Origin of the sequence: Neorhizobium galegae, assembly GCF_021391675.1 — a bacterium.
GTDB lineage: Bacteria > Pseudomonadota > Alphaproteobacteria > Rhizobiales > Rhizobiaceae > Neorhizobium > Neorhizobium galegae_B.
In genome coordinates, this window is the sequence record NZ_CP090096.1 from 37,049 (window position 1) to 56,101 (window position 19,053).

Annotated in this window: 19 protein-coding genes; 9 read left to right on the forward strand and 10 right to left on the reverse strand. The window is 60.9% G+C overall.

All coding sequences use genetic code 11. The annotated features are described in order from the left end of the window. Positions 1 to 75 precede the first annotated feature (75 nt). Together LZK81_RS23040 and LZK81_RS23045 are read right to left on the reverse strand one after the other, a co-directional pair. On the reverse strand, positions 76 to 846 hold the full coding sequence (locus LZK81_RS23040; protein WP_326491525.1) for an amino acid ABC transporter ATP-binding protein: 771 nt from the start codon (positions 844 to 846) through the stop codon (positions 76 to 78). Between the two features lie 26 nt (positions 847 to 872). Continuing rightward, a complete protein-coding gene (locus tag LZK81_RS23045; protein ID WP_233957411.1) occupies positions 873 to 2,021 on the reverse strand; it encodes an NAD(P)/FAD-dependent oxidoreductase in 1,149 nt (382 codons plus the stop codon). Positions 2,022 to 2,188: 167 nt separating this feature from the next. On the opposite strand from LZK81_RS23045, the gene LZK81_RS23050 reads away from it, so the two are divergent. Then, positions 2,189 to 3,307, forward strand: coding sequence for a LacI family DNA-binding transcriptional regulator (locus LZK81_RS23050; protein WP_233957412.1), 1,119 nt, complete (start codon positions 2,189 to 2,191; stop codon positions 3,305 to 3,307). A 168-nt stretch (positions 3,308 to 3,475) separates the two neighbouring features. Here LZK81_RS23050 and LZK81_RS23055 read toward each other — a convergent pair whose 3' ends face one another. After that, positions 3,476 to 4,198: a ribonuclease activity regulator RraA gene (locus LZK81_RS23055; protein WP_233957413.1), complete on the reverse strand. Its 723-nt coding sequence runs from the start codon at positions 4,196 to 4,198 to the stop codon at positions 3,476 to 3,478. Between the two features lie 72 nt (positions 4,199 to 4,270). Next, positions 4,271 to 5,056: an IclR family transcriptional regulator gene (locus LZK81_RS23060; protein ID WP_046606085.1), complete on the reverse strand. Its 786-nt coding sequence runs from the start codon at positions 5,054 to 5,056 to the stop codon at positions 4,271 to 4,273. 211 nt (positions 5,057 to 5,267) lie between these two features. On the opposite strand from LZK81_RS23060, the gene LZK81_RS23065 reads away from it, so the two are divergent. The 5 genes from LZK81_RS23065 to LZK81_RS23085 are packed head-to-tail and all read left to right on the forward strand — an operon-like array spanning position 5,268 to position 10,609. Further along, positions 5,268 to 6,788, forward strand: coding sequence for an ABC transporter substrate-binding protein (locus tag LZK81_RS23065; RefSeq protein ID WP_418936515.1), 1,521 nt, complete (start codon positions 5,268 to 5,270; stop codon positions 6,786 to 6,788). A gap of 41 nt (positions 6,789 to 6,829) precedes the next feature. Further along, entirely contained in the window at positions 6,830 to 7,750 is a 921-nt protein-coding gene (locus LZK81_RS23070; protein WP_233957414.1) for an ABC transporter permease, read from the forward strand. Further along, complete coding sequence (locus LZK81_RS23075) at positions 7,747 to 8,664, forward strand: ABC transporter permease (protein WP_233957415.1); 918 nt, start codon at positions 7,747 to 7,749, stop codon at positions 8,662 to 8,664. Before LZK81_RS23070 ends, LZK81_RS23075 begins: the two co-directional genes overlap by 4 nt. After that, complete coding sequence (locus LZK81_RS23080; protein ID WP_233957416.1) at positions 8,664 to 9,635, forward strand: ABC transporter ATP-binding protein; 972 nt, start codon at positions 8,664 to 8,666, stop codon at positions 9,633 to 9,635. The genes LZK81_RS23075 and LZK81_RS23080 overlap by 1 nt, the downstream gene beginning before the upstream one ends. Then, positions 9,632 to 10,609, forward strand: a complete 978-nt coding sequence (locus tag LZK81_RS23085; protein WP_233957417.1) for an ABC transporter ATP-binding protein — start codon at positions 9,632 to 9,634, stop codon at positions 10,607 to 10,609. The genes LZK81_RS23080 and LZK81_RS23085 overlap by 4 nt, the downstream gene beginning before the upstream one ends. An 82-nt stretch (positions 10,610 to 10,691) precedes the next feature. Here the strand turns inward: LZK81_RS23085 and LZK81_RS23090 are convergent, their stop codons facing one another. Together LZK81_RS23090 and LZK81_RS23095 are read right to left on the reverse strand one after the other, a co-directional pair. Then, positions 10,692 to 12,053, reverse strand: coding sequence for a sigma-54-dependent transcriptional regulator (locus tag LZK81_RS23090; protein ID WP_233957418.1), 1,362 nt, complete (start codon positions 12,051 to 12,053; stop codon positions 10,692 to 10,694). Next, positions 12,053 to 13,903: a sensor histidine kinase gene (locus LZK81_RS23095; RefSeq protein ID WP_233957419.1), complete on the reverse strand. Its 1,851-nt coding sequence runs from the start codon at positions 13,901 to 13,903 to the stop codon at positions 12,053 to 12,055. Before LZK81_RS23095 ends, LZK81_RS23090 begins: the two co-directional genes overlap by 1 nt. Before the next feature lie 221 nt (positions 13,904 to 14,124). Between LZK81_RS23095 and LZK81_RS23100 the strand changes: the two genes are divergently transcribed. Further along, complete coding sequence (locus tag LZK81_RS23100; protein ID WP_418936516.1) at positions 14,125 to 15,471, forward strand: dicarboxylate/amino acid:cation symporter; 1,347 nt, start codon at positions 14,125 to 14,127, stop codon at positions 15,469 to 15,471. Positions 15,472 to 15,546: 75 nt separating this feature from the next. Here LZK81_RS23100 and LZK81_RS23105 read toward each other — a convergent pair whose 3' ends face one another. The 4 genes from LZK81_RS23105 to LZK81_RS23120 all read right to left on the reverse strand — a co-directional run bounded on the left by LZK81_RS23105 (position 15,547) and on the right by LZK81_RS23120 (position 17,572). Continuing rightward, positions 15,547 to 15,768: a hypothetical protein gene (locus LZK81_RS23105; RefSeq protein ID WP_037079042.1), complete on the reverse strand. Its 222-nt coding sequence runs from the start codon at positions 15,766 to 15,768 to the stop codon at positions 15,547 to 15,549. A 229-nt stretch (positions 15,769 to 15,997) separates the two neighbouring features. Continuing rightward, positions 15,998 to 17,014: a sensor histidine kinase gene (locus LZK81_RS23110; protein ID WP_233957421.1), complete on the reverse strand. Its 1,017-nt coding sequence runs from the start codon at positions 17,012 to 17,014 to the stop codon at positions 15,998 to 16,000. Next, the gene (locus tag LZK81_RS23115; protein ID WP_105402738.1) at positions 17,011 to 17,235 is read right to left on the reverse strand and encodes a hypothetical protein; all 225 of its coding nucleotides are present in this window, start codon (positions 17,233 to 17,235) and stop codon (positions 17,011 to 17,013) included. The genes LZK81_RS23110 and LZK81_RS23115 overlap by 4 nt, the downstream gene beginning before the upstream one ends. A 127-nt stretch (positions 17,236 to 17,362) precedes the next feature. Continuing rightward, entirely contained in the window at positions 17,363 to 17,572 is a 210-nt protein-coding gene (locus LZK81_RS23120; RefSeq protein WP_037079037.1) for a cold-shock protein, read from the reverse strand. A 357-nt stretch (positions 17,573 to 17,929) separates the two neighbouring features. Here LZK81_RS23120 and LZK81_RS23125 point away from each other — a divergent pair, with 357 nt between their 5' ends. After that, a complete protein-coding gene (locus tag LZK81_RS23125) occupies positions 17,930 to 18,538 on the forward strand; it encodes a J domain-containing protein (protein ID WP_233957422.1) in 609 nt (202 codons plus the stop codon). A gap of 188 nt (positions 18,539 to 18,726) precedes the next feature. Continuing rightward, positions 18,727 to 19,023: a co-chaperone GroES gene (gene groES / locus LZK81_RS23130; RefSeq protein WP_233957423.1), complete on the forward strand. Its 297-nt coding sequence runs from the start codon at positions 18,727 to 18,729 to the stop codon at positions 19,021 to 19,023. The last annotated feature ends 30 nt before the right edge of the window (positions 19,024 to 19,053 follow it).

Sequence of the window (19,053 nt, forward strand, 5' to 3'; positions counted from 1 at the left end):
TGTTTTGCCCACCGAACGTTTGCCCGTCCGTATGCTTTTTGCCGCAACCAGTCCGGATGCAGAAAATCAGACCCGCTAGTGCAGTATCTGGCTGAGAAACGCCTTCGTCCGGCTTTCCTTCGGATTGCTGAAGAACTCCTCCGGAGGCGCGGTTTCGACGATCCTGCCCGCGTCCATGAACACCACCCTATCCGCCACCTGCCGCGCGAAACCCATTTCATGCGTGACGCACACCATGGTCATGCCGTCGCTCGCCAGCTGCGCCATCGTGTCCAGCACCTCGCGCACGAGTTCCGGATCGAGTGCCGAGGTCGGTTCGTCGAACAGCATGATCTTCGGGTTCATGCAGAGCGATCGGGCGATCGCCGCGCGCTGCTGCTGTCCGCCGGACAGCTGGCTTGGATAGAAATCGGCTTTGTCCGGAATTCGCACCCGTTCCAGATAGGCGCGCGCCACAGCTTCGGCATCCTTTCTCCCAACGCCCTTTACCCAGCGGGGAGCCAGCGTGCAGTTCTCGAGCACGGTGAGATGCGGATAGAGATTGAAGTTCTGAAACACCATGCCGACATCCTGCCGGACACGGTCGATGACCTTCCTGTTGTCCGTCAGCTCTGTGCCATTGACGATGATGCGGCCCTTCTGGTGCCTTTCCAGGTAGTTGATGCAACGGATCATGGTGGACTTGCCGGAACCCGAGGGACCGCAAACCACCACCTTTTCACCACACCTGACGGTAAGGTTGACGTCGTGCAGCACCTGGAGGATGGAGAACCATTTGTCGACGCCGGACAATTCGACGGCAATTTCCGGATCGACCATCTCCGAAGTCTTCTCATTCGCTGTCATCTGCAACCTCCTCCCTGCAGCTCGGCTTACGATGCCAAAGCCCGGCTTTTCTGCGCGAAACGGGCCGGCCGGAAATTCGCAAGCAGAGGGCTCGCCTCCCCGGTCACGATTTCGCGCGCGATGAGCTCACCGGTAATCAGGCCCAGTGTCGCGCCACTATGGCTGAAGGCAACGAAATAACCCGGAATGCCCTCGAGCGGGCCGATCACCGGCTCCCCATCACCCGGCACAGGCTTCGGCCCGCAGTGATAGCTTTCCAATTCGAGCGTGGGATTGCCCTCGAGCACGTTCGAGGCTTCCGAAAGAAGACGACGAAGCGTCTCGTCCTTGACCTCGTGAGTCCCATCGGAGCTACGATTGAGTTCTTCCTCCGACCATGCGGAATCGCAGACGACCGCGCCGTCCGGCGTCGGGCGCAACGCTACGTTCGGTGTATTGAGAACGGCGCGAACTGCAGACCCGAAAGGCTTCGATTTGACAAGAAGCGCGATCGGGGTTCCGTCGGAAATGGCATGGCCCGCCTGTTTTACCATGTCAGGCGCGGCTGCACCGGTGGCGACGAGAACTGCGTCCGCCTTTATATACGTTCCATTTGCCGTCGAGAGCCCGACGGCCCGACCACCCTTGATGTCGATGCTTGCCTTTCCGGCATGGGCCACGGCCTGGCCGCCGAGTGCCTTGAACTCCTGGAGGAGGATATCGATCAGCGAAGGCAGATCCACCCAGCCCTCACCGGGATTGAAAATCGCGCCCTGAGGCGAAATCGCGGCCGCGGCGATGCCGGGCGTGACCTTCACCACTTCTGCGGCGCCAAGAAGCTGGCAGTCATAACCGATCGCCTGTTCGTGAGCGTAGGTTTCCGCAATCCGGTTCGACGCGTCGTCCGCATCCCATGTCAAACCGCCCTCGAAGCGCAGCCATGCAGCGCCTTCATTGCGGCTTGCCAGCGTCCGGTAGCGATCGATCCCGACGACCCGAAGACGGTGATATTCGGCGGAACGGAAACGCGCCGAGTTGAGCCATGCCAGGGATCGGCCGGACGCCCCGCTGGCGAACGCCCCTTCCGTGACCAAAGTGACGTGCGCGCCGAGTCGGGCCAGATGAACCGCCGAGGAAACACCGAAAATACCGCCACCGATGACGGCAATCCGCTGGCTGGAGGATGAGGTTGTCAACTGCATGTTCCTTCGTCTTTGATTATCGTAGGGGCTTCTTCCATCCAAGGCGCAAAGCCCCCGCATTTCCCCGCGAGACCGGTATCAAGCGTATTTGAGACCGGTCTCACGTGTCAATGGTGTGATTTTCTTGACGCCGTTTTTTTCTCAGCCTATGTCACGGACCTATGATGAAGAGAACGACGTCAAAGCGGCTTGTCACCATCTCGGACGTTGCGCAGAGCGCAGGTGTATCCAAGGCAACCGCCGCACGCGTTCTCGGCAGCTACGGTACGGCAAGCCCTGTCGTGAAGGAGAAGGTTCGCGAAGCCGCAAAGAGGCTCGGCTATCAGGCCAACGAGCTTGCGCGCAGCATGACGACCGGAAAGTCGAAGACGATCGGGGTCATCGTCGGCGATATCGAAAACCCGTATTTCGGTCAGGCCGTGCGCGGAATCAGCGATGCGGCGCACGCTGCCGGCTTCGATGTCATCCTCTCCAATTCCGGCGAGGATGCAGCCAAGGAAAAGGCGGCCGTACGCGTCCTGCTGGGCAAGCGCGTGGATGGATTGATCGTTACTCCGGCCTCCGTATATGAGACACAGCACCTGCACGAGGTCCAGCGATCCGGCCGACCTCTCGTCCTTCTGGACCGGACCATTCCGGGTCTTGGGGTGGATGCCGTCGTTACGGACGACCGGCAGGCCGCCGAGGCCGCCACGCGAGCCCTGATCGAAGCCGGCCATCGCCGCATCGCCTACATCTCAGCCACGGAAGCGGACGACCCGATCTACCGGGGACCGCACCAGATCAATCTGAGCACGGTGATGGAGAGAATAGAAGGCGTTGTCGCGGCAAGCCGGTCTGCCGGTATCGAACATCCGGAGCGCTATATCCGGCTCGGTGCCAACCGCCGCGGGGAGGGTGACAAGATTATTTCCGAATTGCTTCAAGGCCCCGACAGGCCGACTGCCATACTCGCGTCGGATAACGTGGTGGCGCTTGAAGTGTTCAAGACCCTTCGCAGGCTGGGCATGTCCATCCCCGGTGATCTGTCGCTCGTCGCTTTCCACGATGCCGACTGGACAAGCGTGACCAGCCCGCCGATTACGGTTATCGCTCAGCCGGTCTACGAACTGGGATTTGAAAGCGCGCAGATCCTTGTTCGGCGGATTACCGGTATGGGCGATGCGCCACGCTGCCGGGTGCTTGCAACCACACTCATCAAGCGACAATCGATAGGGGCTCCGCCGGAGATCCAGGAGAGCCACGCCGTTCTTCAAAACAGTGCCGCGAAAATCGGTTGATGCACGTTTGAATTGGCGTTGATTTCAACCGCCTTGTCGCACGCCAGTTCGAGCAGAGCGGGAATCGAAGCGTTGCCGCGTTGGGAGCCCCACAGCGTGTCGCCGTAGATGAAGTTTCCATCCCGAGCGAGCTACAAGGGCCGAACTCGCCGAACGTTGTCACCGGCGTCAAACGGCCTCAATGCGAGCCCTGCGCCAAGCCTCGAACCGCTCGAGAGTTTCCTTGTTTGGCGGATAGACGCCAAGTGTCGGCTTGCCTGACTCGATCTCCAGCTTCAGGAAGTCCTCCTGTTCCTCCATTGCGACGGCCTCGTCAGCGATCTCGTTCACATATTCCCGGGGGATGACGATGACAGCCTCGCTGTCGCCGAAGATGATGTCGTCGGGATAAACCGCGACACCGCCGCAGGCGATCGGCTGGTTCATGTCGGAAGCATGGTGGGCAACCAGATTGGCCGGAGCCGCCGGTCCCATGCAATAGGTCGGGAGCCCGAGCTGGGCGATATCGGCCGTATCGCGAACGCCGCCATCCAGCACAAGGCCAGCGCATCCGCGGTAGACAAGGCGCCGGGCCAGCATCGCGCCAATCCCGGCAATCTCCGCCAGCGAGCGGCAATCGAACACGAGGACGTGCCCCTCGGGTATCGTGTCGATCGCCTTGCGCTGCTGATTGGAGGGATCGGAACTGTAGGTCGAGCCGTCGATATCCTCCCGGGCGGGAATGTAGCGAACGGTGACCGCCGGACCGATCATCGGCTTGTCGGCGCCTGCGAGCGGCCGTACGCCGCGAACCGCGGTGTTCCTGAGCCCACGTTTCAGCAGCAAGCTACTAAGGGTCGCCGAATTTGTCCGCAAAAGCTTTGCGTAAACCGATGGGTCCAACGCCGTCATGATAACCTCCGTTTGTACGGCTGCGAGGTCTAGCATAACCATATGATAGTTCAATAATGAATTTCTAGTTTCTTATTTGGATATTGGATGAGCGCCATTGATAGCCTTCATCACCATGGCAGCCCCATCGAGGACCTCGCGCTTGATTGATCGAGCGCGCTCCGGCGTCGCCTCCCCGATGAACGGCACGCTGACGGTGGCGACCAGGCGACTTGCAGAATCGAATATGGGAGCAGCGAAAGCTCGCAAGCCGAGATTCGATTCCTGGTTGTCTTCCGCACTTCCGCTGCGGCGAATTTCAGCGAGCACCTCCTTCAACGTCTCAGGGTCGGTGATCGTATACGGGGTCCGAGCCTCCAGGCCGCCAGCACAGTAAACCTCGATCTCATGGTAGTCGGAATACGCCAGGGCAAGCTTGCCGGCCGCACCGACATGCTTGCGCGAACGGCCGCCGACCTTGATGAACAGGGCGTAGTCCCCGGGGCTGGGGGCCGCAAATATCGTCATCATCTCATTGCCTTCGGGCGCCGCCAGCCTGAAGGATTCGTAGATCCTGTCAGCCGCGGCCGCCAAGACCGGCCTCGCCGCCTCGATCAGCGTCACCCTATCCGCACCGGGTGAAATACGCCGCGCGAGCTGCACGAATTTCGGCCCCAGCTCGTAGGAAGCCCCGCCATTCACCCGAGCCACAAGCCCATGCGCGGTCAGTGAATTGAGGATGCGATACACGGTCGAACGAGGCACTCCAAGCTGATCGACCAATGCGCCGAGCGAAATTCCGGTCCTCGCATCAGCAACCGCCTCAAGCAGATGCGCCGTCTTTTCCACCACCGGAGATCCATGCTTTGGTTCATTCATGAACTTCGAGTTCCATATAAGGATTGCCTGCCTTGACTTCTTGAGATCGAGCGAGCATGTTGGCGTCGCCAGTGTCATATTTGACACTACGCACTTGCAGGAGGAAGTAAAGCCATTTGAGCGCGGGTTGTCCCCGCGGACCCGGATGACTTTGAGGAAGAGATCACCGAGGCGCCATAAGCGGCTCGTTTGGATTTGGAGGAGGACTTTCATGAAGAAGATCACGGGTATCCATGCGTTGAGCATGGGGCTTGCAATGTCGTTGGCGGCAAGCGCCGCAATTCCCGCTCCCGCGGCCACGGACAAATTGACGGTCGTGGTGACGGATGAGCCGAAATCGCTCGACCCCTGCGATACGGACCTCTCGGGCAATTCACGCATTCTGCACAACAACATCACCGAAGCGCTCGTCAATCTCAGCCCCAAGGATGGTTCGGTCGTCCCGAGCCTCGCCACCAGCTGGCGGCAGGTCGATAACCTGACCTGGGAGTTCAAGCTGCGCGAAGGCGTGACCTTCCACGACGGCAAGGCGTTCGATACCAATGCGGTTATCGCGGCTCTGAAGCGGGCCCAGGATCCGGCGCTGGGCTGCGAAGTGGGAGTCGCCACGCTGAAGGGCCTCAAACTCAATGCAGAAGCGGTGAACCCGACGACCCTCCTCATAAAGACGGACGTCGTCGAGCCGATCCTCCCGAACAAGATGTCCGCCCTGGACATCGGTTCGCCGGCAACCCCGGGCGACACCAAGACGCGCACGCCGGCCGGGACGGGACCTTACAAGCTGGTCGCGTGGACGCCCGGCCAGTCTGTCGGTCTGGTGGCCTATGAAGGCTATTGGGGCGACAAGCCGGCAATTCCCAACGCGACGATCATCTGGCGCGCCGAGTCTGCGGTGCGCGCCGCGATGGTCGATACCGGCGAAGCGCAGATCGCCTATGAAATCGCACCCCAGGACGGCACGACCGGACAGGATCATGCTTTTCCAAACGCCGAGACTTCCCTGTTGAGGATCGATGCGCAGATCGCGCCCCTCAACGACAAGCGCGTTCGCGAAGCACTCAACCTCGCGATCGACAGGGATGGTCTCATCGGAACGATCTTCCACAAGGACGCCCAAAAGGCGATGCAGGTCGTGCCACCGTCGGTCTTCGGCTTCAATCCGGACATTCCCGTTTGGACCTACGATCCGGAAAAGGCGAAGTCCCTGCTTGCTGCCGCCAAGGCGGATGGCGTGCCGGTCGACAAGGAGATCGTCATCTACGGCCGCATCGGCATCTATCCGAACTCGTCCGAGAGCCTGGAGGCCATTCAGGCCATGCTGGCGGATGCCGGTTTCAACGCCCGGCTTGAAATGCTCGAGACAAGCCCGTGGCTGAAGCGGCTGCTGAAGCCGTGGAGCAAGGATCGCCAGCCGTCCATCCTGCAGACACAGATCGACAATGCCGAGGGCGATGCAGTGTTCACGCTGCCGAACCGCTTTACCACCGATGGCAACCAGTCGACGATCACGGACGCCGGTCTCGACAAGCTGATCGCCGATGGCTCGAAGGCAACCGGTGACGAGCGCAAGAAGCTATTCCAACAGGCGTTCAAGTACATCGCCGTCGATACGGTCAACATCGCACCGCTCTTTCACATGGTCACGATCGCCCGTGTCGCCAAGAACGTGAACTATACGCCTGATGTGCAGGCCGGCAACGAGATCAAGCTGAAGTCGATCAGCTACCGTTGATCTGCCCGGCCGACGGCTTGTATGTCGCTTGAGGAGAGCGGATGTCCTTCACCTATTTCCTGAAACGTGCGGCCTTCGCGGCGCTCGCGCTTGCGGCGCTGATGACATCCGCCTTCTTTCTCGTGCGATTGACGGGCGATCCCGTCAATCTCTACCTGCCTGTCGACGCTTCGGATGCGGCGCGCGAAGCCATGCGCATCCGTCTTGGGCTCGATCGCTCGCTCCCGGCCCAGTTCTTCGATTGGGCTTGGGATATTCTCAGCCTCGATTTCGGAATGTCTCTCTGGCACAATCGCCCGGCCATGGACGTAGTGCTGGAGGCGCTGCCGAACACGCTGGCACTGGGCGCCATCGCGTTGGCGCTGGCCTTCACCGCCGCGATCGTCATGGGATCCATTGCCGCCGTGAATGCCGGTGGCTGGATCGACCGGGGCGTCAATGTCCTGTCGCAGGCAGCCGCAAGCGTGCCGGATTTCTGGCTTGGCCTGATGGGCGTGCTTCTATTTGCGGTCACCTTCCGCATTCTGCCCACCTCAGGCTTCGGCGGCCCGATTTATTGGGTGCTGCCCGTCGCCTGCCTGTTTGCCCGACCTTTCGGAACTCTGGTGCAGATCGTCCGCGGCTCGATGATTGAAGCGCTGAATGCCACATTCGTCCGGACGGCACGGGCCAAGGGCGCGCGTGACGGACGGGTCACCTTCGTGCACGCGCTCCGCAATGCTCTCCTTCCGGCGGTCACGGTGACCGGCGACCTTGCCGCCCAGTTCGCCGGCGGTGGCGGCGTCGTCGAGGTGGTCTTCGGATTTCCCGGCATCGGCAAACTCCTGATCGACGGCATTCTGAAACGCGATTTCGCGATCGTCCAGGCATCGATCTTTGCCGTCGCTGTCGTGATCTTCGTCATCAATATCCTGGTCGACATGCTTTATGCCTCGATCGACCCGCGCGTGAGGGTCGAATGACCGACACGTCCGCCGAATTCCTCCCGGCCCGCGAGCGCCGTAGCCGCCGCATCCTCTGGCTCCTGCGTGCGCTCGCGGGTGACCCGATGGCCGTCGCGGCGACGATCTGGCTGCTGATCGTCGTGCTCGCCATCTTCACCGATTCCCTGTCGCTCCTGGGCGACAACCGCATTTCACTGAAGGCGCGCAACCTGCCACCGTTCGCCTTCGGCCAGTCCTGGACCTTGTGGCTGGGAGCCGACGCACTCGGACGGCCGCTCCTCGTCCGCCTCATCCAGGCGGCTTCGACGACGATCGGCATCGCTGTGGTGACCGTGCTGACAAGCCTGATCGGCGGAACGCTGCTGGGCGTGATCGCCGGTTATTTCGGCGGCGTCGTCGGAAACGTCATCATGCGGATCTGCGATATCATCCTCGGTTTCCCGACCCTGTTGGTGGCACTCTTCGGCCTCTATCTGTTCGGTCCGAGCGTCGGCAACCTCGTGATCGTGCTCGCCGTCACCCGAATGCCGGCCTATATCCGCGTCGCAAGGGCCGAAACGCTTGAGGTCCGCGAACGACTTTTCGTCGATGCGGCGCGCGTCTTCGGTGGTGGACCGACCTGGATCCTGCGCACCCACATCCTCCCCAGCGTCGCACCCACCATGCTGACGCTCGCCTCGGTCAATCTCGCCATGGTCATGTTGTTCGAATCCGGCCTCAGCTATCTCGGCCTCGGCATCCAGCCGCCTTCGGTAAGCTGGGGGCTGATGGTCGCCCAGGGCCAAGGCTATCTGTCGTCCGCCTGGTGGCTCGGCTTTTTCCCCGGTCTCGCCGTCATGCTCACCACCATGTCCTTCAACCTCCTCGCCAACTGGTTCCGGATCGTCAACGATCCGTCGCAGCACTGGCGCCTTGTGAGCCGGAGGCGCTGATGGCTCTTCTCGAAGTCAAAGATCTGCAAGTCAGTTTTGATACGGCGTCCGGCCGCATATTCGCACTCAATGGCGTCTCCTTCTCGCTGGAACGCGGTGAAGTCCTGGCACTTCTTGGCGAAAGCGGCTCCGGCAAGTCTGTGACTGCATCTGCCATCATGGACCTCGTTCCCAATCCTCCGGGCGCGATCGACCGGGGATCGATCCGCTTCGACGGGACGGAACTGTTGAAGCTTTCGCGCAACGAGCGGCGAGATCTGTGCGGCAGCCGGATCGCCCTCATCTTTCAGGATGCGCTTGCGGCACTCAATCCCGTCTATCCCGTCGGCTGGCAGATCGCGGAGATGTACCGCATCCACGGCCGCAAGCCGAAAGGTGGCGTCGAGAAGGCCGTGCTCGACCTCCTGACGGCAATCGGCATTCCCGATCCTGAACGTCGGGCACGGCAATATCCGCACGAATTTTCCGGTGGCATGCGCCAACGCATCATGATCGCCATGGCCGTAGCACTCGAACCGGATGTCATCATCGCCGACGAGCCGACGACGGCGCTCGACGTCACGATCCAGGCGCAGGTGGTTGATCTTCTGGCCACAATCCGTAAACGCAGCGATGCCGGAATGATCTTCATCACCCACGATCTGGGTGTGGTAGCCGAACTCGCGGACCGCGTGGCCGTCATGTATGCCGGCCGGATCGTCGAAACTGCAAATGTCTTCGAACTCTTCGAGGATGCACGACATCCCTACAGCGTCGGCCTGCTCGCCTCGCAGCCGCGCGTGGATACCGATGAGGACGAACTGGTGCCGATCCCCGGCTCGGCGCCCAATCCCGTCGCCCTTCCTTCAGGCTGCGCGTTCAGGACGCGCTGTCCACGCGCCGAAGGGCTCTGCGCCGAGGTTGTCCCTCCCCTTGAAACCGTGGGGCCGGGCCGCCAGGCCGCCTGCCATTTCCCGGTATCGCCAGCATGAACCAGCCTCTTCTCAAAGTCGAAAACCTTTCCCGGCACTTCGGCAGCGGCGCGACGCCCGTGCGCGCCGTCGATGACGTCAGCTTCGAGATCGCCCAAGGAGAGACCCTCGGCCTTGTCGGCGAAAGCGGTTGCGGCAAGACTTCCCTGGTCAGGACGCTCCTGAAGCTCGGGCCGGCGACCAGCGGCAGCGCCGTTCTCGATGGCGTGGAAATCACCAAAGCGAGTGGAAGGGAGCTGCATGAATTGCGCCGCAAGATGCAGGTTGTCTTCCAGGACCCTTACCAGTCACTGAATCCGCGCATGCGGGTCGACCGACTGATCTCCGAACCCTGGGCGCTGCATCCCGGCGCCGTGCCGAAAGCCCGCTGGCGGGAAGAGACGGTCAAGCTGCTTGAATCCGTGGGGCTGCGCGCGGAACATGCGGAGCGCTATCCTTCGGAATTTTCAGGCGGCCAGCGGCAGCGGCTTGGAATCGCGCGCGCCCTGACACTCAATCCGACGCTCCTCGTCTGCGACGAACCGGTCTCCGCCCTCGACGTCTCGGTTCAGGCACAGGTCGTCAATCTGCTCGCCAGGCTGAGGCGCGAGCGTAATCTCGCGATGCTTTTCGTCGCGCACGACCTTGCCGTGGTGCGGCACGTCTCGGATCGAGTGATGGTCATGTATCTCGGCAAGATCATCGAGACCGGGCCGAAGCAATCGATCTTCAGCGCGCCGGCACATCCCTATACGCAGGCCCTGATGTCGGCCGTTCCGACGCCGGACCCAAGGCTTCGGGGGCATCGCAAGCGCATCGTCCTGGAAGGCGATCTTCCAAGCCCTGCCAATCCGCCAAGCGGATGCCGATTTCGGACGAGGTGCTGGAAGGCCACGTCGATCTGCGCCGAACAGGAGCCTGGCCTGACGGCGAGAACGGCTGCCCCGGGGTTGCTGACAGCCTGCCACCATGCAGATGCCGAAACCGGACATTGACGATAGCGGCTGATATTTTTCTGGAGCTTTCCGCCTCGGTCTCGCATGCGCGCCGACAAAGCCTGCTTGCGGCCTTGAGACTCTATCTGGCCGGCTTGACGCCCTGGTCGAAGGAGGCACGCTCGATTCCGTGCCGTTGGAGCTTGTCGTAAAAGGTCTTTCGCGGAATTCCGAGCGCCTCGATCGTACGGCGGACATCACCTCCGTTGCTGGCCAGCGTCTCGCGGAGGATTTCCGCTTCATGCTGGTTGAGACGCTGGGGTAGCGTCAGGGTGGCTGCCTCCGGTGGCACCATCGCCCTGTCGTCCTCCCCTGCAAGCCCGAGGACAAAACGTTCTGCAAAGTGGGACAGTTCGCGAACGTTGCCGGGCCAATGATGGGTTTCGAGGTGATGGCGGGTAGAAGATGACAGGGCTGGCGTTTGGCGGTTGAACCGCTTGGCAGCCCGTTCGCAAAAGAATCCGAAGAGGAGGAGGATGTCGTCGCGCCGTTCACGCAGCGGCGGAATGGAGATGGTGACGACGTTGAGGCGGTAGTAGAGGTCTTCGCGAAATGCACCGCGCTGCGAAGGATCGCCGAGATCGACCTTGGCGGCCGCCACGACCCTCAGGTCGATCGGCCGTGTCTCGTTGGTGCCGAGAGGTGCCACTTCACGCGCCTCCAGGACGCGCAGCATATGGATCTGCGTGGCGGGAGGCATGCTTTCGATCTCGTCGAGGAAGAGGGTGCCGCCGCTCGAATATTCGATCCTGCCGACACGCTTCTTCTGCGCGCCGGTAAAGGCGCCCGGCTCGTGACCGAACAACTCGCTTTCGATGATGGTTTCGGGAAGCGCGCCACAATTGAGCGCGACGAAACTGCCCTTCGACCGCCGGCTCCATCGGTGGATCAGATTGGCAACAACCTCCTTGCCGCTGCCGGTCTCTCCGGTCACCAGAACGTCGACGTCGGTATCGGCAATCTGGCGAAGCGTTCTCCGCAGCCGCTCCATGGCCGCGGTCTGACCGATGAGCGGCAGGTCGTCGCGTGCCTGTTCGGCCACATCGCGGAGCGTTCTATTCTCCAGTATCAGTCGCCGTTTTTCTGCGGCGCGGCGAATGGCCTGCACCAGGCGGTCTGCGGCGAAAGGTTTGGTGATGAAGTCGTAGGCCCCATCCTGCATCGCCTTGACGGCCATCGGGATGTCGCCATGGCCGGTCATCAGAATAACGGGAAGGTCCGGATCGAGCTTGCGGACGCGGTCAAAGAGCTGCAGCCCGTCGATCTCGGGCATGCGGATGTCGGAAACGACGATGCCAGCGAAACCATCGTCGATCCGGACGAGCGCGTCGGACGCCCTCGAAAATCGGGAGACCGCAAAGCCTGCCAGCTCGATCGTTTGGGCGGTAGCCTTGAGAAGGTCGGCATCGTCGTCAACCAGAACGACAGGTGTTGGATTGCTCATCATACCGCCTTGCGCAGATAGACAATGAAAGTCGTGCCGGTTTCGCCGCTTTCCACCTCGATGCGACCACCATAGTCCGTGACGATATCCTTCGAGATGACCAGACCGAGGCCCAGGCCCTTTTCCTTGGACGTCTTGAAGGGCGAAAAGAGCGAACTTCTAACCGATGGATCAATACCGGGACCATTGTCGGAGACCCGGATCACGATCTCATCCACCAACGTCTCCACGGAGACATTCACACTTGCCTGGGTTCTGCCCTCCAGCGCTTCCAAGGCATTCTGGAACAGATTGATCAACACCTGCTCGAGGCGGACGCGATTGCCGGTGACGGCAAGGCCGGGTGGTGGCAGATCGATCTGGAGTATGTCGAGCCGCCCGGCAAAGCGGCTCCTCAAAAGAACCACCGCGCCTTCGATAGCGCCCCGCAGATCGACGGCTTCGGGCGGCGTTCGTCCCTTGCGTCCGAAGGCCTTGAGTTCCTCGGTGATCATGCCGATCCGCTCGGTCAGGGCGGCGATCTCACCGAGATTTTCCTCCGCCGACGCTTTCCGGTTCCGTTGCAGGAAGACACGTGCATTGTCGGCATAGGCACGGATCGTCGCGACCGGCTGGTTGATTTCATGGGCAACCCCGGCCGCAACCTGACCAAGGATCGCAAGGCGATTTGCCTGCACGAGTTCCTGCTGCACGACCTGCAGCTTCGAGTCGGTACTGCGATGGTCGGCGATCTCTTCCTGCAGAAGGTCCCGCGCGCGGCTCAAATCCACGGTGCGTTCCGCAACACGGCGCTCCAGTTCCACGCGCAGGGTTTTCTCCGCGGCGATGCGAATGGTGATCATCTGCCGCCGCCTCAAAAGGAATGCGATCAGTGCCAGGATCGGAACGAGCACCGCAAGTGCAAGCAGCCGCGCCTCGCGTACCGCAGCGGCGACGGAAGGCTCGGTCGGCACGAGATATTCAAGGCGCCACGATGTCGAAGGGACCGGCGTCAGAAGGCGAAGATACTCACCTGCGCTTGTTCCCGGCAAAACCGCCGAAACGATCGATGCTCCCTCCGAAAGCAGTTCCTGCCGCACGATCGGAAGAGGTGCCAATGGCGCGTTCCCGAATTGTAGGCTCTGGCGGATGGCGCCAAGCCGTTCCGCAGGCAGCGGCGCGGCGGTCATGAAGCGCCAGGACGGAATGCTGGTGATCAAGACGACACCATCGGCGTCGGTGACATAGACGGGACGGTTGGCGTCGTGCCAATCGCCTTCGAGCTGGTCGAATTCCATCTTCACCACAACGACGCCGAGCGGGCCGACCTGATTTTCGGCGCGCCGCGAGATATATAGCCCAGGACGCTTGCTAACGCTGCCCAAGGCGAAGTGCTCTGCCGTTCCGTTCTGCATCGCCCGTTGGAAATATTCCCGGAAGGAATAGTCGTTGCCGACGAAGCTCAAGGGTTCGCGCCAGTTGCTGGATGCGACCGCGATGCCGTCCCTACCCGTAACATAGAGAACGGAGGCATGGGTGCCGGCCACGAGCCCTTCCAACTTTCGGTCCAGGGCGCCGACGGCCTCTGCGTTTCTCGATGCGAGCGCGCTGACCACCTGCTGATCCTCGGCCAGAAGCAGGGGAAGCGCTCGCGGTCTTTCCAGCACCGCACGCAACAGCGCAACCTTCAGGTTGGCATCGGCGCGGCCCTGGTCGAGGAGCGCTTCGACTGCGGAACTGCGGCCGTAGAGACCGGCGGCATAAAGAGCGGATATCAGGATCGCGGCAGCTGCGAAGGCAAAGACAGGCCATGGTGTCCACGCAAAGGCGGGATCCCTGGCGGATTTTTCTCGACGGAGCTGCTCAAGCATCGCCGGATGTGTGCATAAATCCGCATAAAAAGTAAAGGCCAATGGCGGAAATCCGCACGGCAGGTTTCAGGAACCACTTCCGTCGCTCAGTCCGAATACAGAAAATCAATGGGTTAGGCGTCAGCTGCCTCTCTGGCATGCATGTTGCTCCATCAAAGCCAGCAGCACACCTGCGGTAACACTAACGTCACCGCCCCGGGAGGCCAATTGGTTGGGGCGCCATGGAGGACATGATGAACGCAACTATCTCCGATGTGCCAACGCACGACGAACTTCCTTTCTACCGCCACCTTTATTTTCAGGTTCTCGTGGCGATTGCCGCCGGCATCCTGCTCGGTCATTTCTACCCGGATGTCGGCGCTTCGCTGAAGCCGCTCGGCGATGCCTTCATCAAGCTGGTGAAGATGATTATCGCGCCGGTGATCTTCCTGACGGTGGCAACCGGCATCGCCGGCATGGCCGACCTGCAGAAGGTCGGGCGTGTCGCGGGCAAGGCGATGATCTACTTCCTGGCCTTTTCGACGCTCGCGCTCGCCGTTGGCCTCCTCGTCTCGAATATCGTCCAGCCCGGCGCCGGCATGCACATAGATCCGGCCACGCTCGACGCCAAGGCGGTGGCGACCTATACGGCGAAGGCCCATGACGCCACGATCACCGGCTTTCTGATGAACATCATCCCGGACACGATCGTCGGCGCCTTCGCACAGGGCGATATCCTGCAGGTGCTGTTCTTCTCGGTTCTGTTCGGCATCGCTCTTGGCATGGTCGGCGAACGCGGCCGTCCCGTCCTCGATTTCCTGCAGGCATTGACCGCGCCGATCTTCCGTCTCGTGACCATCCTGATGAAGGCTGCCCCGATCGGCGCTTTCGGCGCCATGGCTTTTACCATCGGCAAATACGGCATCGGTTCGATTGCCAATCTTGCCATGCTGATCGGCACTTTCTATCTTACCTCGCTCCTTTTCGTTCTGGTCGTCCTCGGTGCCGTCGCCCGATACAACGGCTTTTCGATCATCTCACTCATCCGCTACATCAAGGAAGAACTGCTTCTTGTGCTCGGCACTTCCTCGTCGGAAGCGGCGTTGCCCGGCCTGATGGCAAAGATGGAACGCGCCGGCTGCAAGCGCTCGGTGGTCGGCCTTGTTATTCCGACTGGCTATTCCTTCAATCTCGACGGCACAAACATCTATATGACGCTTGCCGCGCTCTTCATCGCCCAGGCGACCGACACGCCGATCACACTCGGCGACCAGATCCTGCTGCTGCTGGTCGCGATGCTGAGCTCGAAGGGGGCTGCAGGCATTACTGGCGCCGGCTTCATCACCCTGGCGGCGACCCTTTCGGTCGTTCCATCCGTGCCGGTCGCCGGCATGGCGCTGATCCTCGGCATTGATCGCTTCATGTCGGAATGCCGGGCGCTCACGAACCTGATCGGCAATGCGGTTGCGACCGTTGTTGTCGCGCGCTGGGAAAACGAGCTGGACCAGACACAGTTTGCTACTGCCATGGCGGGCGGCGCCGACGCCGAAAACGCGGTATTGATACCGTCGGGCCAGCCTGCCGAATAATCGCCTGTTCTATTGCAATCGGAAAGGGCGCCGCCCGCGGCGGCCTTTCCCAGTTTCCCGGCCCGATTCCGCGCCCTATTCTTCTGGCGCGCCTTCGAGCAGACCGTCATACACCTCGATGAGTGCATTGGTGATCGCCTGCCCCAGCGCATTGCCGGCGACGCGTAGCTCGTCCTCCGTGCCGCTCCGCGACGCGTTGGCCAGGTCAAAACCCTGTTCGCTGACGATCTGCTTGGCGACCTCGATGGCCCAGAGCCCGAAGTCGCCGCGATTGTCTATCTTGATCGAGTCATCCATTGCAATCTGCCTGTTGCTGAATCTGGCTTCTATATCGCCTCGGCGATGATGGCCAGCATCTATCAGCATAGTATTCAAGCGGCCCGAAAGAAACGGACGAAGGATCATTAGCGGGTTGGATATTCCGAACAGCCGGCCAAACCGCCGCGTTTCCGCAGCTCATCAATGGAAAAGGTCAAATATTAGAAGGCACCGACGCTGCAGTGCAGGCGTGTCCGTTCATTGAAGGCTAGCGCGACAGTCGAACGCCATCAATGCGCAGGGTCACGAGCAATCCTTCCGTAGACCATACGTGATCGAGGGCGCCGCCAAGATGGCCAGCCAGCGTGCGGCGGAGAAGCTCACTTCCATATCCGCCAGGCCCCTCCGGGGCGCTGACTTCAGGTCCTCCTCTTTCCGTCCAGCGAATTTCGACGTCGTCCCCAACCATCGTACCCGAGACATCGAGCGCGCCTTCCGGCACCGATAGTGCGCCATACTTCAAGGCGTTGGTTGCCAGTTCGTGGACGACAAGTGCCAGACCCGTCGCAGCCGCCTGACCGACGCCGAGACGCGGAACGGCTACTCTAATTCTTCCGGCAAATGCTCCGTCGTCATCATATGGAGCGAGTAAAACGGTAAAGATGTCTCCGAGAAGCGCAGCATCGCCCTGGCCACTCGGTAGCGGCCGAACAAGATCGTGCGCCCGGCCGAGTGCGGTCAGCCGGTTGGTCAGCTGCTTCGTCATGTCTTCGATGGACGCAGAGGATCGTGAGGTAATCAGAGTTAGACCCGACGCGATGGCAAGCAGGTTCTTGACGCGGTGGCTCATTTCGCCCGCAAGGAGCTCGTGGCTTTCTTCGGCCTGCTTGCGCCCCGTGACATCCAGGAAAATACCCGTCATCGCCCGGTTCTTGATGCCCGCATCACTGCCTTGTCCCCGTGCCGATACCCATCGCACGTCCGATCCAACGAGTATGCGGAAGTCGATCTCGTAAGGGCCGATCACGGCGCGTGTCGCGACAAAAGCCGCCCTCACCCGGTCCCTGTCGGCGGGATGTATTTTCTCGGACAGATGCTCGAACGTCAGGGAAACATCGTGTGTGACGTTCCAGAGAGTAAAGCCGTGACCGTCCATAACGAAACGGTCAGTGTCCACGTTCCAAGACCACAAGGCCACGCCCGCCGCATGGATTGCGTTGCGCAACTGCTCCAGTCCCCATTGGGGATGTTCGGTGAGGCGACTCTCGGTCACGGCGTTGCTCACACCTGTCTCTGTTTCGCGCGCTTCGCGAGCGCGATGGCGAGCGCTGCATTCCGATCACGCTCTTCCCTGGCAAGGCGGGCTTCACGAAGACGCAGGGTCTTCGCCTCCCGTACCTGCGCGACATAATCAAGCTCTTCGACCGCGTGGTCGCGCGCGAAGAACTGCGATTGAACCTGGTCGAAGGCCATCTCGGCCTGCTGCCGGGTCTTGCTGTGCGTCATGATTGCTCCTGTTTGCAAACTATGCAGGATCGAAAACCAAAAAGGGCCGGACATGGTGCCCGGCCCTTAAAAAATCAGCTTCCAGCGGTGCCAGTACATCCGTGGTCAAAGCGGAAGCCGCTTTTGGTTAGGCAGCCTGCAAGTTGCAAGCCGACATCTTACCGGACTTTACGTCGCGTTCGAGTTCGTAGCCGATCTTCTGGCCCTCGACGATTTCCCGCATTCCGGCGCGCTCGACGGCAGAAATGTGTACGAACGCATCAGCGCCGCCATTGTCAGGCTGGATAAAGCCGAAGCCCTTGGTGGAATTGAACCATTTAACTGTGCCTGTGGTCATGATGATGAACCCTTTCAAAGCAAGATTGAGTGACCCCAGAGCCAAAGCCCTGTGGATGGTGATAGCGATTGATTTTGAAAGGGAAGTTCGTCAGGCGCGGTGCCAATCGCGCGGAAACCAAAGTTCAGCAAGCAAAAGATCGATAAACCGTAAATAGAGGTTATCCATCCGCATGTCAACTTTTAGTTTTGGCGCCCTGTGGATTTGCATTCCAGGCACAACAACTTGCCGAAAGGACTCTCACTGGTGACCTCGACCCGCTCGGGTGAGCGCGGAACTGTCACAGCAACGGACTGGTCTGCGGTTGGCCTGTCCATACTCCTTGCCTGCTGGCGCAGGACCGCCATATAAGGCGCGATGACGTCTGATTCAAAGATATTTGTCGGCCTACGGTCGATCCGCAAAAAACCGGCTCCGCACCACGAACCAAACCATCCGAAATGCCAGTGGGACGGATGCGAAAAAGGTGGCACTCATCGCGCTCCTGTCGGGCGGGATGCCGAAGGGCTTTATCTGCTGTTCTGTCCTGAGCACGTAAAGGAATACACCAAAGGTTATAACTTTGCGCCAAATCTCTCCGACCCTTTGATCGCGCGCTATCAGAGGGAAGCGGCAAGCGGCAGCCGCCCGACCTGGGGCACCGGTATCAAAAAAGCCTCGGAGATGCCGCTCCCCTCCATGGCCCGCTCCGGTTCCGCAAAGGCGACGAACGCACGCAAAAGCGCTGCACAACGCCAGGCCGCAAACGCGGATCTTCAGCGACGCAAGCTCAAGGTACTGGAAGCCAAGGCTTTCGAGACGCTCGGCCTTTCGCCGGATGCAACGCCGGAGGAGATCAGAAGCCGCTACAAGCAAAGGCTCAAGATGCATCATCCGGATGCGAACCACGGAGAGCGCAACTCGGAGGATCAGCTTCAGGCGTCGATCGACGCCCATAAGATCCTCAAGCTCAACGGCTTTTGCTAAACATACGGCAGTGACCCGCTGGCGGTCTCGATGTCGGCCGCCCGTCCTCTGGCAAAGAGAGACGGCGTCGCCGCCGATGCCGGATCACCACCAAGGCACGAATGGCGCTAGCACTCCCGGCATAAGACTGCTAAGGATATCCGATCGGGAACCCGCCATTGGGCTGCGCTCTCGCTAAGGAACCCAAAATGAACAATACCAATTTTCGGCCGTTGCACGACCGCGTCGTCGTGCGTCGTATCGAGGCTGAAGCAAAGACCAAGGGCGGCATCATCATTCCGGACACCGCCAAGGAAAAGCCGCAGGAAGGCGAGATCGTCGCCGTCGGCACCGGCGCCCGCGACGAGAGCGGCAAGATCGTTCCCCTCGATGTCAAGGCCGGCGACCGCATCCTGTTCGGCAAGTGGTCCGGCACCGAGATCAAGTTCAACGGCGAAGACCTGTTGATCATGAAGGAAGCAGACGTCATGGGCGTCATCGCCTGATTTTCGGCCGCTTCCTTATTTCCTTTTGAC